Source organism: Acuticoccus mangrovi (genome assembly GCF_016411865.1).
Lineage (GTDB): Bacteria > Pseudomonadota > Alphaproteobacteria > Rhizobiales > Amorphaceae > Acuticoccus > Acuticoccus mangrovi.
In genome coordinates this window covers 14,105-28,941 of the sequence record NZ_JAEKJA010000040.1, presented here as the reverse complement: position 1 = coordinate 28,941, position 14,837 = coordinate 14,105, and the positions used below count along the sequence as shown (strand labels likewise).

The 14,837-nt window shown below is 68.9% G+C and carries 12 protein-coding genes; 3 read left to right on the top strand and 9 right to left on the bottom strand.

What is annotated here, in order from left to right; genetic code table 11:
* Window positions 1–698, top strand: a 698-nt coding sequence (locus JCR33_RS24100) for an IS3 family transposase (RefSeq protein ID WP_198884702.1), incomplete at its 5' end; no start/stop codon positions are given.
* A gap of 230 nt (window positions 699–928) precedes the next feature.
* On the opposite strand, the gene JCR33_RS24095 is transcribed toward JCR33_RS24100, so the two are convergent.
* The 8 genes from JCR33_RS24095 to JCR33_RS24060 form a co-directional block, all read right to left on the bottom strand.
* Window positions 929–2,371 carry an amidohydrolase family protein gene (locus tag JCR33_RS24095; protein WP_198884701.1) on the bottom strand — a complete coding sequence of 481 codons (1,443 nt, stop codon included), beginning with the start codon at window positions 2,369–2,371 and terminating at the stop codon, window positions 929–931.
* 10 nt (window positions 2,372–2,381) lie between these two features.
* Window positions 2,382–3,809, bottom strand: a complete 1,428-nt coding sequence (locus JCR33_RS24090; protein WP_198884700.1) for an amidohydrolase family protein — start codon at window positions 3,807–3,809, stop codon at window positions 2,382–2,384.
* 117 nt (window positions 3,810–3,926) lie between these two features.
* Window positions 3,927–5,510 carry an ABC transporter substrate-binding protein gene (locus JCR33_RS24085; protein WP_211110557.1) on the bottom strand — a complete coding sequence of 528 codons (1,584 nt, stop codon included), beginning with the start codon at window positions 5,508–5,510 and terminating at the stop codon, window positions 3,927–3,929.
* Window positions 5,511–5,547: 37 nt separating this feature from the next.
* The gene (locus JCR33_RS24080; protein ID WP_198884698.1) at window positions 5,548–6,621 is read right to left on the bottom strand and encodes an ABC transporter ATP-binding protein; all 1,074 of its coding nucleotides are present in this window, start codon (window positions 6,619–6,621) and stop codon (window positions 5,548–5,550) included.
* Window positions 6,618–7,634, bottom strand: coding sequence for an ABC transporter ATP-binding protein (locus JCR33_RS24075; protein ID WP_198884697.1), 1,017 nt, complete (start codon window positions 7,632–7,634; stop codon window positions 6,618–6,620). The genes JCR33_RS24080 and JCR33_RS24075 overlap by 4 nt, the downstream gene beginning before the upstream one ends.
* Before the next feature lie 4 nt (window positions 7,635–7,638).
* Window positions 7,639–8,598, bottom strand: a complete 960-nt coding sequence (locus JCR33_RS24070) for an ABC transporter permease (RefSeq protein ID WP_332461263.1) — start codon at window positions 8,596–8,598, stop codon at window positions 7,639–7,641.
* A complete protein-coding gene (locus tag JCR33_RS24065) occupies window positions 8,595–9,587 on the bottom strand; it encodes an ABC transporter permease (protein ID WP_198884696.1) in 993 nt (330 codons plus the stop codon). Before JCR33_RS24065 ends, JCR33_RS24070 begins: the two co-directional genes overlap by 4 nt.
* Before the next feature lie 102 nt (window positions 9,588–9,689).
* The gene (locus JCR33_RS24060) at window positions 9,690–10,934 is read right to left on the bottom strand and encodes an amidohydrolase (protein WP_198884695.1); all 1,245 of its coding nucleotides are present in this window, start codon (window positions 10,932–10,934) and stop codon (window positions 9,690–9,692) included.
* Between the two features lie 155 nt (window positions 10,935–11,089).
* Here JCR33_RS24060 and JCR33_RS24055 point away from each other — a divergent pair, with 155 nt between their 5' ends.
* Window positions 11,090–12,544, top strand: a complete 1,455-nt coding sequence (locus JCR33_RS24055) for an amidohydrolase family protein (RefSeq protein ID WP_198884694.1) — start codon at window positions 11,090–11,092, stop codon at window positions 12,542–12,544.
* Window positions 12,545–12,566: 22 nt separating this feature from the next.
* On the opposite strand, the gene JCR33_RS24050 is transcribed toward JCR33_RS24055, so the two are convergent.
* Window positions 12,567–13,502: a LysR family transcriptional regulator gene (locus JCR33_RS24050; RefSeq protein WP_198884693.1), complete on the bottom strand. Its 936-nt coding sequence runs from the start codon at window positions 13,500–13,502 to the stop codon at window positions 12,567–12,569.
* A gap of 182 nt (window positions 13,503–13,684) precedes the next feature.
* Here JCR33_RS24050 and JCR33_RS24045 point away from each other — a divergent pair, with 182 nt between their 5' ends.
* Window positions 13,685–14,617: a ring-cleaving dioxygenase gene (locus JCR33_RS24045; protein WP_198884692.1), complete on the top strand. Its 933-nt coding sequence runs from the start codon at window positions 13,685–13,687 to the stop codon at window positions 14,615–14,617.
* The last annotated feature ends 220 nt before the right edge of the window (window positions 14,618–14,837 follow it).

Genomic DNA, 14,837 nt, shown 5'->3' with positions numbered 1-14,837 from the left:
GCTTACGCCAGCTGTCCGGTCGAAATGGGGGGCACTTCAGCTACCGACGCGTGCACGTCCTGCTGCGCCGCGAGGGCTGGGACGTGAATGCGAAGCGGATCTACCGTCTTTACAAGGAGATGGGCATGCAGCTGAGGAACAAGACGCCGCGGCGGCGAGTGAAGGCGAAGCTGCGCGAGGACCGCACGGACGCGGTCCGACCCAATGACGTATGGGCCATGGACTTCGTCCACGACCAGCTCGCAACGGGGCGGAAGCTGCGGGTTCTGACCGTGGTGGACACCTTCTCCCGCTACTGCCCCGCGCTCGATGCGCGGTTCAGCTATCGCGGTGAGGACGTGGTGGCGACGCTGGAACGGGTATGCGCCGCGATCGGCACGCCGAAGGTAATCCGGGTCGATCAGGGAACCGAGTTCGTGTCACGCGACATGGACCTGTGGGCCTACCGTCGCGGGGTCACGCTCGACTTCTCCCGTCCCGGCAAGCCGACCGACAACGCCTACATCGAAGCGTTCAACGCGCGGCTCAGGGGGGAATGCCTGAACGCCCACTGGTTCCTCAGCCTTGCCGACGCGGCCGAAAAGTTGGAGGCTTGGCGTAGAGACTACAACGAGGAACGGCCCCATGGCGCGATCGGGAACAAGGTCCCGGCAGCGCTGATGAAATTGGCACCCGAACCCAGCCCGGTGTGCCGATGACAGCCGGAAAACTTTACCCTCCCGTGGGGGCACGTCGGGGAGCACTCCACCTTCCGACGGAGTCCAGTTCAGAACGAGGACCTCCAAGGGGCAACGTCAAGCCTGACGGCCAGGAGCCGTCAGATCAATCTCGGATCCCGGTTCCGGCTGGATGAGGTGCGGGGGTCACGTCACGCAACGCAGAGCCCAGGCGGCAGGCCGCCCGGGGCCCAACGGCTGAGCGGCGGAGATTAGCAGCAGCGGCACATCGGGATGCAGCGGGGGAAGACCTCGTCGACGGTACGGCCCGCCCAGTCGCGCTCCGGCATCGTGGCGATCGTCTGCATCTGCCCCTCGTGCAGGCGGTGGGCGGCGGCACGATGATCCATCGTCAGCACCTCACCGTCCGCCACCACCCTCCGGCCGTCCACATAGACATCGCGGATCGGCCGCTCCAGCGCCGAGAAGAACAGGCTGCGCAGCGGATCGTGCGACGGCTGCATCAGGGGGTGGTCCATGTCGACGAGCATAAAGTCCGCCTTCGCCCCCACCGAGACACGGCCGAGATCGTCGCGCCCCAGCGCCTTCGCCCCGCCCACCGTGGCGGCGCGGAAGCTGTCGCCGAGGGTGATCGAGTGGGTGTCCTCCGTCGCCACCTTGCACATGATCGTCGCCCAGCGGACCTCGTCGATGGCGTTGAACGGGAAGGTGTCGCAGCCGATGCCGAGGTTCACGCCCGCTTTCATGTAGGACGAGAAGCTCTGCAGCAGCCGGCCGCGCCGGGCCTGGATCACCGGACAGTGGGCCACCGTGGTGCCGCTCTCCACCAGAAGGGCGAGGTCGTCCCGGTTGGGCCAGTGGAGCTTCGGATGCTCGTCGGTGAAGAGGGCGTGGCCGAGCGCGGCCTTGGGACCGAGGAAGCCGAGCTCGGCGAGCCACTGCACCGGCGTCAGGCCGTGCCGGTCCATCATCTCGCGGAACTCCACCACGCTCTGCGAGGCGTGGGTCTGGATCGGCAGGTCGCGCTCGCGGGCGGCGTCGATGGCGTCGCGCATCAGCTCTTCGGTGCAGCTGTCCACCTGCATCGGATAGAGGATCGGCTGAACGCGGCTCTCCGGATCCTTGCGCAGCGCGTCGACGATCTCGATGGCGCGGGCGAACTGCTCCCTGCCCTTCGCCTCGTCCCACTCGTAGCGCATCGCGTGGCCGTTCGGGGTGTAGTAGCGCGAGGAGGAGAAGCCCGGCCCGATGAAGGTGCGGATGCCCGTACGATTGGCGTTCTCGACCCACTCCGGATAGGGGCTCGTCATCTCCACGAAGGTGGTGCAGCCGCTCTTGACGAGCTCGCAGGCGGCCACCTCGTAGCACGCCGTGACGTACTCGGGGCGCAGCCGCAGCAGCGGATTGATCTCGAACAGCGTGGTGTTGAACATCAGCTTGGAGTCGATCTCTTCGTTGAGACCCTTGCCGTTGCTGATGTGGCTCGCGTGGGTGTGGATGTTGACGAGGCCCGGGACGACCATCAGCGAGCGGCCGTCGATGGTCTCGTCCGCCGGCGTCGTGTCGCCGGGTCCGACGTGGACGATGCGATCGTTCTCGAACACCACGTCGACGTCGCGCCGATATTCGTGCCGGTCTTCGGCGGCGTTCCAGGCGACGACCCATTGGACGTTGCGGATGGCGGTGCGGCTCATCGGTTGCTCCTCAGTAGTGCGAGCCGCGCCACATCGTGGCGGGTTCGATCATCAGCCCCTCGGTGCCGGTGCGCGCGAGGGCGGCGTCGATCTCGGCCTGCGCGGCGTCGAGGATCGCGTCCTCGTCGAGATGGGCGACCTTGCGGCCCTCCATCAGCACGCGCCCGTCGACGAGGACCGTATCGACGTCGGCGGCGACGGCGAAGTTGGCGATGCGGTAGACCGGCATGTGCAGCGGGTAGAGGTGCGGCTTGCGCATGTCGACGAGCACCACGTCGGCGCGCTTGCCGACCTCCAGCGAGCCGACGATGTCGGCCATCCCCACCGCCTTCGCCGCGTCGATGGTGACCATCTCGAGCGCCTTGCCCACCGGCAGCACCTGGGGGTCGCGCATGTGGCGGCGGTGATAGTGCATCGCCTGGAACATGTGGCGGAACATGTCGTAGCTGCGGTCGGGCGCGGTGCCGTCGGAGCCGATGGCGACCGTCACGCCGGCGTCGATCAGCTCCGGCACCGGGCAGCGGCCGAGGATCGACATCACCGCGCTCGGATTGTGCACCACGCTCCCGCCGTGCTCGGCGAGGAGCTCGATCTCCTCCGGCAGGAGGTCGATGCAGTGCGACAGGAGCACGTCGGGCCCGAGCATGCCGAACTGCTCGTGGGCGAGCTTGATGCTGCCCTCCCGGTGGCCGTCCTGGGTGAACACGACGCCCTTGCGCCGGGCGAGCTCGAGCATCTTCGCCGATTGGGCGAAGGCCTCCTCGATCACCTCGTCGTGCTCGCCGCGACGCTGGACCGGCGCGAGCAGGCAGATGTTGATCTGCCGGTCGCCGACGCCATGCCAGCGGTCGAGCACGTCCTCGCAGACCTCGTAGAGCCGCTCGAAGGAGACCGTCTTCGGGGTCGTGACGCCGTCGACGATCTCGTTGAAGTCGTGCGGGAAGGGCGGCCGGCACGGCCCCATCGCGAGCACCGAGCGGATGCCCACCGCACGGTTCGCCTCGCAGTGGAGGTCGGCGTAGCGCGGATCGTCGACACGCATCTCCGAATCGCCGCCCCCCATCAGCGAGAGGCCCGTGGTGGTGCCCGACTTCAGCCGCTCCAGCGCCGACAGACGCGCCTCCGCCTCCCAGAAGCCGGGGGTGGTGCCGACCGGGTAGATCTGCGAGCAGGCGTTGAACCACACCTTGGAATCACCCCCGCCGATGGTCTTGATCAGCCCGTGACCGGCATGGGCGTGGGCATCGACGAAGCCCGGCATGACGACCTTGTAGCGGGCGTCGATCACCCGCTCGGCGCCGTGGGCGGCCTCGACCTCCGCCGTCGGCCCCACCGCGACGATGGTGTTGCCGGTGATGGCGACGGCGCCGTCCTCGATCACCCGTCGCTCGGGATCGACGGTGACGACAATGCCGTGACGAATGAGAATATCGGCCATCGAACAGGGATCCTTCGCGAGCGTCCCGGCGGGAACGGGCGGGACATCGACAATCGAAGCGGCGGGGGAGAGAAGAATGGAGCCGGCGACGGGCGCCGGCTCCTCAGGTGTCAGTCGTCAGTCGTCGATGTGGACGTACATCAGCGGCAGCACGCCGTTCGCCGGCTGCACCACCTCGATGCCGTCGCGCACGGCCCACACGTTGGTCTGGGTGTGCAGCGGCAGGTGGCCGATCTCTTCCTTATGGATCTTGAACGCCTCATAGATCATGTCGGCGCGCTTCTTCGGGTCGGTCTCCTGGGCGATGAGCGGCTCCAGCTCGTCGACGCGGGCGTTCGAGTAGTTGCCGGGGTTGTAGGCGCCCTTCACCCCGTCCGGCGTCACCATGATGGAGTTGAGGAAGTTGTGGGCGTCGACGGTGGTCGAGGCGGCCCAGCCGAGCATCCAGAAGTCGGACTCGCCGGCCTGCACCTTCGGGAAGTGGTTGGCGCGGGTCTGGGCGGTGAGCTTGGCCTCGATGCCGACGCGGGCGAGCATCGCCACGATCGCGACGCAGACCTCCTCGTCGTTGACGTAGCGGTCGTTGGGGCAGTCCATGCCCATCGAGAAGCCGTCCGGATAGCCGGCTTCGGCGAGCTTCGCCTTGGCGGCCGCGGGGTCGTAGGGCAGCAGGCGGCCGTCGAGGCGATCGTCGTAGCCGTTGAGCGCCTTCGGCATGATCACGCTCGCCGGAATCGCATGGCCGCGCATCACCTTGTCGACGATGAGGTCGATGTCGATCGCCTGCATGATGGCCTCACGCACCTTGAGGCCCTTCAGCGGGTTCTTGCCCTTGATATTGGAGTTGTGCAGCTCGTCGTCGCCCATCTCGAAGCCCATCATGAGCGTGCGCAGCTCGGGCGATTCGATGACCTTGTAGCCGGGCGTGGCGTTGATGCGGTCGATGTCCTGCAGCGGTGCGGGGAACATCAGGTCAAGCTCGCCCGACAGGAGGGCGGCGACGCGCGTCGCGTCGGAGGAGATCGGCCGGAACACGACGTGGGTCAGGTTGTGCACCTTGTTGGCGTTGTCCCACCAGTCCTCGTTGACCTCGAACACGGTGCGATCGTCGCGCCGATACTCCACGAGCTTGAACGGGCCGGTGCCCATGGCGTGACGCATCGTATACCCGTCCTCGCCCTTGGCGGGGTTCACCGGATTCAACGCGTCGTGCTCTTCGAGCCACTCGCGGTCGAAGATGAGCATGTTGGTGAGGTCGTTGAGGAGCAGCGGATAGGGCACGTCGGTGGTCACGTCGACGGTGTAGTCGTCGACCTTCTCCATGCCGGTGATGTTGGCGAGGCCGCCGCGGAAGAAGGAATCGGGGCTGCTGCCACGCTCGTAGGTCACGATCACGTCGTCGGCGGTGAACGGGTTGCCGTTGTGGAAGGTGACGCCCTCGCGCAGATGGAACCGCCAGCGCTTCGGCTCCGGCAGCTCCCACGAGGTCGCGAGCGCCGGCTCGATGCGCAGATTCTGATCGTAGCGCACGAGCCCTTCCATGATGTTGTTGATCACGGAGGTGGTGAAGGTCTCGCGGCGCGCCTGCGGGTCCATTTCCTGGACGTCGCCCTGGAAGGCCCACGTGAAGTCCTTCGCGGTGGCGGTGAGGGGCATAGCCAACAGGCTTGCACCGATCAGAGAGAGAAGGCCGATTCTCATGCAGGGTCCTTTCGGGTCATCGGGCGGAGGAGGAAGCTCATGCGGGTCGCGCCACGGGGGAGACGCGGCGAACGGGAGTGCGACGGGCGGCGGGGCGCCACTCGCGCACGGCGGGGACGATGCGCCCCTCCCCCACCGCGTGACAGGCGACCTTGACGCCGCCGAAGCTCTCGAGGCGGGGCGGCTCGGTGCGGCAGCGGTCGTTGGCGTGCGGGCAGCGAGGGTGGAAGGTGCAGCCCGGCGGCGGCGCGATCGGGCTCGGCACCTCGCCTTTGAGGAAGGTGCGGTGCGGGCGGTCGAGCGAGATGTCGGGGATCGTGTCGAGGAGGAGCTGGGTATAGGGATGGCGCGGCCGGTTGAAGATCTCGCGCGCCGGCCCGGTCTCCACCAGGCGGCCGAGATACATCACGCCGAGCTCGTCGGCCATGTGGTAGATCACGGCGAGGTTGTGGCTGATCAGCAGGTAGGTGAGGCCGAGCTCGCGCTGAAGGCGCTTCATCAGATTGAGGATCTGCGCCTGCACCGACACGTCGAGCGCCGAGGTCGGCTCGTCGCAGACGAGGAATTTGGGCTTGTTGGCGAGCGCGCGGGCGATGGAGATGCGCTGGCGCTGGCCGCCGGAGAATTCGTGCGGGTACTTCTCCCCGTCGGCGGGCGATAGGCGCACCTGCTCCAGAAGCTCGGCGACGGCCGCCCGCGTCTCGGCCCGGCTCCGCGTCAGCCGGTGCACCCGCAGCGGCTCGGCGATGATGTCGCGCACCCGCCAGCGCGGGTTGAGCGAGGCGAACGGGTCCTGGAAGATCATCTGCAGCTCGGGCCGCGAGCCGTCCGGCCGCGGCAGGTCCCGGTCGATCCCCTCGAACAAGATCGCGCCGCGGGTCGGCTTGTGGAGCCCGGCCACGGCCTGGGCGACGGTGGACTTGCCGCACCCCGACTCGCCGACGAGGGCGAAGGTGGTGCCGCGCTCGATGCGGAAGGAGACGCCGTCGACCGCCTTCAGCGTCTGCCGCGGCAGCCGCTCGATGAGGCGCTGCAGCGGCGGCTTCGAAACGTCGAACCACTTGTGGAGGTTGTCGACCTCGAGGACGGGGGCAAGGATGTCTTCGCTCATGCGGCGTCCCCGGTCACGGTGTCCATCAGCCAGCAGGCGGCCTGCGAGCGGCCCGCCGGCATGAGGCCGGGGCGTTGGGAGAGGCAGCGCCCCATCACCTCGCCGCAGCGCGGATTGAAGGCGCAGCCGGGGGGAATGGCGTTGAGGCGCGGCATGCTGCCGTCGATCTGAACGAGGTCCTCGGCGTCCTCCCCGATCACCGGCACCGAGCCCATGAGGCCGACCGTATAGGGGTGATGCGGGGTCTCGATGATCTCGCGCGTCGGCCCGATCTCGGCGACGCGGCCGGCATACATCACCGCGACGCGGTCGGCGGTCTCGGCGATGACGCCCATGTCGTGGGTGATGAGCATGACGGCCGTCCCGTGCTCGCGGCCGAGGCGGCGGATGAGCTCCAGGATCTGCGCCTGAACCGACACGTCGAGCGCCGTGGTGGGCTCGTCGGCGATGACGAGCTTGGGGTTGGCGCACAGGGCGAGCGCGATCACCACGCGCTGGCGCATGCCGCCGGAGAAGTGGTGCGGATAGTCGTCGATCCGGTTGGCCGGCGCCGGAATGCCGACCTCCGCCAACAGCTCGACGGCGCGCGCCCGGGCCGCCTTCGCCGACAGGGCGAGGTGGGTGGCGATCGTCTCGGTGAGCTGCTCGCCCACGGTGAGGAGCGGATTGAGGCTGGTGAGCGGGTCCTGGAAGATCGCCCCGATCTCGCGCCCGCGCACCTTGCGCATCTGCGCGTGCGGCAGGTTGTCGATCCGCCGGCCCGCGAGCAGGATCTCGCCGCCGTCGATGCGGCCCGGCCGCTCCAGAAGGCCGATCACGGCCGCCCCGGTGAGCGACTTGCCCGCCCCCGATTCCCCGACAACGCCGAGGATCTCCCCCGGCGCGATGGAAAAGGACACGTCGTCGAGGGCCCGCAGCGTTCCGGCGAGACCGTGGAAGGCCACGACCAGGTTGCGCACCTCCAGGATCGGGGGGGCGGCGGCGTCGGAACGAGGTTGTTGGTCGCGCTGCATCGGCCTACCGCAACTTGGGGTTCAGCGCGTCGCGCAGCCAGTCGCCGAGAAGGTTCACCGACAGGACGAGAAGAATGAGCGTCACTCCGGGAAAGATCGTCATCCACCAGGCGCCGGAGAAGAGATACTCGTTGCCGATGCGGATGAGGGTGCCGAGCGAGGGCTGGGTGGGCGGCAGGCCGACGCCGAGGAAGGACAGCGTCGCCTCGCCGAGAATCGCGAGCGCGAGGTTGATGGTGGCGATGACGAGCACCGGCCCCAGCGTGTTGGGCAGGATGTGCTTCAACAGGATCGCGAGCGACGACACGCCCGTGACGCGCGCCGCCTTCACGTAGTCCTTGCCCTTCTCCACCAGCGTGGAGCTGCGCACCACGCGCGCGAACAGCACCCAGTTGGACACCCCGATCGCCAGGATGATCACGAGCAGCGCGTACTGGTCGGACGAGCCGTGCGAGAAGATCGCGGACACCACCCCGTCGAACAGCAGCGCGATGAGGATCGCCGGGAAGGTGAGCTGGATGTCGGCGATCCGCATCAGCACCGAATCGACGACGCCGCCGCCGTAGCCCGCGACGAGCCCCGCCGCGACGCCGAGGACGAGCGACAGCGCCACCGCCGCCGCACCGACGAGGATCGAGGTGCGGCTTCCGTAGAGGATGGTCGACAGCATGTCGCGGCCCTGCAGGTCGGTGCCGAGCGGGAAGGCCGGGTCGCCGCCGTCGACCCACGCCGGCGGCAGCTCCGCATAGAGCAGGCTGACGCTCGCCATGTCGTAGGGGTCGTGCGGGGCGATGAGGGGCGCCGCGAGCGCGCTCAGGATCAGGACGCCGGCGACGATCGCGGCGACGATGACGACGGGCTTGGAGCGGAAGCTCAGCCACAGATCGTGCCGCCCCATGCGGGCGAAGATGTCCCGCGTGCGGCCGAGGAAGCCACGCGTGGTGTCGACGTCGGGCGCGCTCACGTGGTGGCCCCCGAGGCGACGGCGCGATCGGCCCGCAAGCGCGGATCGATGAAGAAATAGAGGATGTCGACGGCGAGGTTGATGACCACGAACATCAGCGCCGTCAGGACGAGGTAGGCGGCCATCACCGGAATGTCGACGTTGCCGACGGCCTGGATGAAGAGGAGGCCGAGGCCCGGCCATTGGAACACCGTCTCGGTGATGATGGCGAAGGCGATGAGCGAACCCACCTGCATGCCGGTGATGGTGACGACCGGCACCAGCGTATTCTTGAAGGCGTGGCGGAAGTTGATCGACCGGTCGCGCAGCCCCCGCGCGCGGGCGAACTTGATGTAGTCGGTCCGCATCACCTCCAGCATCTCGGTGCGCACCAGGCGCATGATCAGCGTGGTGGAGAAGAGGCCGAGGGTGATCGAGGGCAGGATCAGCGACTTCAGCCCCGACACGGTGAGGAAGCCGGTCGACCACCAGCCGATGTCGACGGTCTCGCCCCGCCCGAACGAGGGCAGCACCTTGAGCCACACGGAGAACACCAGGATTAGCAGGATGCCGGTGAGGAAGGTGGGCATCGAAATGCCGATGAGGGAGCCCGTCTGCAACGCGTAGCTCACCGGTGAGTCGCGCCGCAGCGCGGTGTAGATGCCGGCCGGAATCCCGACGAAGAGGGCGATGAGGCTCGCCACGAAGACGAGCTCCATCGTCGCCGGGAAGCGCTCCGCGATGAGCTGCATCACCGGCTGGCGCGCCCGGTAGGAGACGCCGAAATCGCCCTGCACGGCGTTGCCGACGAAGCGGGCGAACTGGATCGGGATCGGCTGGTCGAGCCCGAGCGAGGCCCGCAGCTGCTGCTTCAGCTCGATCGGGTCGTCCTCACCCGTCATCGCCTCGATCGGATCGCCGACGTAGCTGAAGAGCGCGAAGGAGATCGCCGCGACGACCAGCATCACGAGTACGGATTGCAGCATTCGCTGGATGATGAAGTACAGCACGGCAGTGATCCGGGGCCGGTTGAGACGATCGCAGCAGAAAAAACGGGAGCGCCCCGGCCCGGCAGCGAGCCCGGCCGAGAACGCGGCGATGGGCCGAGCGCCTCAGGCGACGGCCGCGACCGGCCCTTCGGCCAGCGAGGCGAGCGGCACCGGCGTCGCCAGCGGCTTCTCGCCCCGCGCCACGAGGTTGCCGTTGAACACCACGAGATCGCGGGGCGGGTGGCCGCCGACGGCCTCCGGCGCGCCGCTCGCCGCCACGGTGAAGAAGTCGGCGCGGCAGCCCTTGGCGACGCCGTAGCCCTCGATGCCGATCGCCTTGGCACCCGCCGCCGAGGCGAGATCGAAGGCCACCAGGACGCCCTCGTCGGTGCGCAGGTCCGCGCGCCAGCCGATCAGCGCGGCCCGCGCCAGCATGTCGCCGTCGCCATAGGGCGACCAGCTGTCGCGCACGTCGTCGTTGCCGGCGAAGACGTTCACCCCGGCCTCGCGCAGCCCCATGATCGGCGGCAGCGGCAGGCCGGCCGCGCCGTGGGTGCAGACCATCACGCCCGCCTCGCCCATCGCCTCGGCCGCCGCCTTGAAGCGGCTCTCGGCGACCCCGCCGAGGCAGAAGCCGTGGCTGATCGTGACCTTGCCCGCGAGACCCAGCACCCGCGTGCGCTCGGTGATCTCCTGCACGTTGAAGAGGCCGAGCTCGCCCGCCTCGTGCAGGTGGATGTCGACGCCGACGCCGTACTTCTCGGCGAGCGCGAAGATGCCGTCGAGCTGACCCTTGGGATCGCGGTCGATCTCACAGGGATCGATGCCTCCGATGAGGTCCGCCCCTTCGGCGAGGGCGGCGTCGAGAAGCTCGAGCGTGCCCGGCCGACGCGACACGCCGCTCTGCGGGAAGGCGACGATCTGGACGGTGGCCTTGTCCTTCGCCTCCTCGCGCGCCTCGAGCACCGCCGCGAGCTTCGTCAGCTTGCCCTCGAGGTCGATGTCGACGTGGGTGCGGATGTGCGCGGTGCCAAATGATATACACCGGTCGATCAGATTGAGCGCGCGCGCCTTGGTGTCGAGGTCGAGGCTCGGCAGCAGCCACTTGTCGGTCTCGATCCGGCTCATCCGGAAGGGCTTTGCCTGATGCGGCACCCAAGGGAGCCCCATCAGCGTCTTGTCGAGGTGCATGTGACCGTCGACGAGACCGGGCAGCACGCAGGCCCCGGCAATGTCGATGGTCGGCACGTCGGTCGACGTGATCGCCCCACATTCCGTCACCGCGGCAATCGTGCCCCCGTCGAGCGCGATGTCGGCCATCCGACCGTCCGGCAGCCGCGCGTCTTTCAATAAGGTGCCGAACGTCATGGTCTTTCTCCTCACTCCGGCGAGCGTCGTAATGGAGGCGATGATGCAGGCAGCATGCCACGACAGGTGCGGCATTCTGTTGTATGCGCGATTGAATGCCGCGCTCGGCCGGCACGCGAATTGTAATGAACCCGAGGCCAGAGAACGGAGTCAGCATGCCCGCCACGTCGCCATCGGCCGCCACCACGCTCATCCGCAACGCCGCCTGGGTCATCGCCTGGGACGGGTCGAACGGCGGCCACGTCTACCGGCGTGACGTCGACGTCGCCTTCGCCGGCGACCGGATCGTCCATGTCGGGCCCGCCTTCGCCGGCGAGGCCGACCGCATCATCGACGGCCGCGACACGATGGTGATGCCGGGCCTCATCGATTCCCACACGCACCCGACCACCGAGCCCTTCTTCAAGGGCATCCGCGAGGAGCACGGCGTCTCCCGCATGGGCAACAGCGGCCTCTACGAGCGCAGCATCGCCTTCCGCCCGGACCTCGAAGGGCGCCACGCCGCGATGGAGGTCGCCTACGCGGAGATGCTGCAGTCGGGCGTGACCTCCGTCGTCGACCTCTCCTCCCCCTTCGACGACTGGCCCGAGATTGCCGCCAAGAGTGGCATTCGTGCCTTCCTCGCCCCCACCTACCGCTCGGCCGAGTGGCGCATGGAGCCCGACTTCAGCCTCCATTTCGACTGGAACGAAGAGGTCGGCCGGCGCGGCTTCGAGCGCGCCGTGAGCCTCGTCGACAGCCTGCCCTCGCACCCGTCGGGGCGGCTCTCGGGCGTGTTCTGCCCGGCCCAGATCGAGACCTGCACCCGCGATATCTTCGCCGACTCGATCGCCGCCGCCAAAGAGCGCGGCGTGCCGATCACCACCCACATCGCCCAGAGTACCAACGAATTGAAGGAGGTGGCCGAGCGCTACGGCACCACCCCCCTCGGCTTCGCCGACGAGATCGGCCTGCTCGGCCCCAACTGCCTGCTCGCCCACGCGATCTTCCTCGACCATCACTCGATCGTCGGCGGCGACGGGGCGCGCGACATCGCCCGCCTCGCCGAGACCGGCACCTCGGTCGCCCACTGCCCGACCCCGGTCGCCCGCTATGGCCACCAGTTCGAGTATTTCGGCCGCTACGCCCGCGCCGGCGTGAACCTTGCCATCGGCACCGACGTCTCGCCGCACAACCTCCTGGAGGAGATGCGCACCGCCCTCATCATGGCGCGCGTCGCCGCCCGCGACATGACGGCGGTGACGACGCCGGAGGTGTTCACCGCCGCCACCGTCGGCGGCGCGCGGGCGATGCTGCGCGACGATCTCGGCAAGATCGACGTCGGCGCCAAGGCCGACATCGTGCTCGTCGACCTTCAAGATCCGGCGATGATGCCGGCCCGCGATCCCCTGCGCAGCCTCATCTACACCGCCGCCGAGCGGGCCGTGCGCGACGTCTTCGTCGACGGCCACCAGGTCGTCGCCGACCGCAAGGTGCTGACGCTCGACCGGCTCGCCGCCGCCCACCGCCTCGCCGAGGCGCAGGCCCGCATGATCGACGCGGTGCCGAGCCGCGACTTCCTCGGCCGCTCCGCCGACGAGATCACGCCGCTGAGCCTGCCCCTCGCCTGACCACCACGCCGCGTCCGCACCGTTACGGGGCGCCCGTCCGGTCGTCGGCGGCGCCCCGATTGCGGTCGATCCCCTCCCCCGACAGGAACGACCGCAGCGCGTTGAGGCGGCCGCCGACGAAGTCGAGAAACGCCCGCACCCTCGGTGTGCGCCGCAGATCGGCGTGGGTCAGCAGCCACAGGCTCGAAACGAAGGTCTCCTCCGGCGCCGCGAGCCGCACCATCGCCGGCCGCGCATCGCCGATGAAGCACGGCAGGTAGCCGATGCCGGCGCCGAGCTCGATCGCCTCCGCGAGGCCCAGGATCGAGTTCACCTGATAGCCGATCCGCTCGGCCGGGATCTGCCCGCGCAGTGCCGCCACGAAGGCGAGCCCGGAGAGATCGTCGCACGGCAGCACCCAGTTGGCGTTCTCAACGTCGCACCGCTCGACCGAACGGGCGCCGTAGAGGGCGAAGGCGATGTCGGCGATTCGCCGCCCCACCAGCGTGTCGGGCGGCTTGGCCGTCGCCCGGATCGCCACGTCGGCATCGCGCCGCGACAGGTTCACCGAGTGGTTGCCGAGCGCCACCTCCACGCGGATCGCCGGAAAGGCGTTGCGGAAGTCGACGAGCACCGGCGTCAGGAGATCGACGAGCAGCGTGTCGCTGGTCGCGACCCGAAGGTCGCCGGCGGGGGCCATCTCGTGATGCTCCACGCGGCTCACGAAGCCGGCGATGCCGCGCGCCATCTCGTCGGCAACGCCGGCCATGTCCTCCCCCGCCGGCGTCGCCGTGTAGCCCGCCCGACCCCGTTCGAAGAGCGAAACCCCCACCGCCGCCTCGATCTGCGCCAGCCGGCGGAACACGGTGGAGTGGTTCAACGACAGCTTCGCCGCCGCCGCCGCGAGGCTGCCCTCCTCGGCGATCGCACCGATCAAGCGAAAGTCGTCCCAGCTGAGAGACTTGGTCCGGTCGGGCATGTCGTGGTTCCCGCACAAGTGGCCGTCCGCGGACGACCGTTTTTCCACTGCGCCGATGAAAATAGCACGAACGCCTTGCTCGGCTTGCATCGACGCAAGGCCGCACCCCTGACGCCGACCCCCCTCGCACCCTACCTTGGGGTCGTCCGACCGATCCTCGATCGGACGGAGGGAGATCAGCCATGACCCAGAACGGCCTTCACCACGTGACCGCGATCGCCGGCCCCGCGCGGCGGAATGCGGCCTTCTACACCGAGACGCTGGGGCTGCGCCTCGTCAAGAAGACGGTCAACTTCGACGATCCCGGAACCTATCATTTCTATTTCGGCGACGAGCTCGGCCGGCCCGGCTCGATCCTCACCTTCTTCCCCTGGGAGCACGCCGCGCCGGGCCGCCTCGGCATCGGCGAGACGCAGGAGACGGTGTTCCGCGTGCCCGAGGGAGCGCTCGGCTTCTGGACCCACCGCTTCGTCGACAAGGGCGTCGAGCACGGCACCATCGAGCACCGCTTCGGCACCTCCGCGCTCCCCTTCCGCGATCCGGACGGCACCCGCCTCGCCCTCGTCGGCGTCCCGGGCGCGGCGGACGAGGCGGCCTGGACGACCGGCGAGATCGGCAGCGACGTCGCGATCCGCGGCATGGAAGGCGTGAGCCTCCTCCTGAAGGACGTCGCCCCGACGGCGGCGATCCTCACCGACGTGTTCGGCTTCCGCCCGGCCGGCAGCGAGGGTTCGACCCATCGCTTCGTGACCGAGAGCGGCCCCTACGGCACGGTGATCGACCTCCGGGGCGTCGGCGAGTTCCTGCCGGCGCGCATGGGGGCGGGCTCGGTCCACCACATCGCCTTCCGCGCCGGCAGCGACGCCGAGCAGGCGGCGATGGTGGCCCGCCTCGGCGCCAACCACCGCATCCGCACCACGGAGCAGAAGGACCGGAACTACTTCCGCTCCGTCTACTTCCGCGAGCCGGGCGGCGTGCTGTTCGAGATCGCGACGGACGACCCCGGCTTCGCCGTCGACGAGGCGGCCGCGACGCTCGGCAGCACGCTGAAGCTGCCGCCGCAATATGAGCCCGCCCGCGCCGAGATCGAGCGGGTCCTGCCCGAGCTCGCCTGAACGCGCTCACCCGCCAGGCCGCCGCCCCCCAGTCTCTCCCCCCTTTGTCTCCCCGGGGGCGACGGCCCCTTCCTTCTCTTGCAACGGCCCTTCCCCACTCCCCGACCTCGATCCGGGGCACGGGAGGGTGGCATGCGTGTCAAGGACGGCGCAGCCGCCCGAAGGGCTTGTCCTTGACGCGCGTGCCGCCCTCCCCACGCTCGCATCGGGTTTCGAGGAC

Coding starts and splice junctions, on each gene's coding strand:
- JCR33_RS24095 (WP_198884701.1), bottom strand. CDS start 2,371: ATGAGCCGCACCGCCATCCGCAACGTCCAATGGGTCGTCGCCTGGAAC.
- JCR33_RS24090 (WP_198884700.1), bottom strand. CDS start 3,809: ATGGCCGATATTCTCATTCGTCACGGCATTGTCGTCACCGTCGATCCC.
- JCR33_RS24085 (WP_211110557.1), bottom strand. CDS start 5,510: ATGAGAATCGGCCTTCTCTCTCTGATCGGTGCAAGCCTGTTGGCTATG.
- JCR33_RS24080 (WP_198884698.1), bottom strand. CDS start 6,621: ATGAGCGAAGACATCCTTGCCCCCGTCCTCGAGGTCGACAACCTCCAC.
- JCR33_RS24075 (WP_198884697.1), bottom strand. CDS start 7,634: ATGCAGCGCGACCAACAACCTCGTTCCGACGCCGCCGCCCCCCCGATC.
- JCR33_RS24060 (WP_198884695.1), bottom strand. CDS start 10,934: ATGACGTTCGGCACCTTATTGAAAGACGCGCGGCTGCCGGACGGTCGG.
- JCR33_RS24055 (WP_198884694.1), top strand. CDS start 11,090: ATGCCCGCCACGTCGCCATCGGCCGCCACCACGCTCATCCGCAACGCC.
- JCR33_RS24050 (WP_198884693.1), bottom strand. CDS start 13,502: ATGCCCGACCGGACCAAGTCTCTCAGCTGGGACGACTTTCGCTTGATC.
- JCR33_RS24045 (WP_198884692.1), top strand. CDS start 13,685: ATGACCCAGAACGGCCTTCACCACGTGACCGCGATCGCCGGCCCCGCG.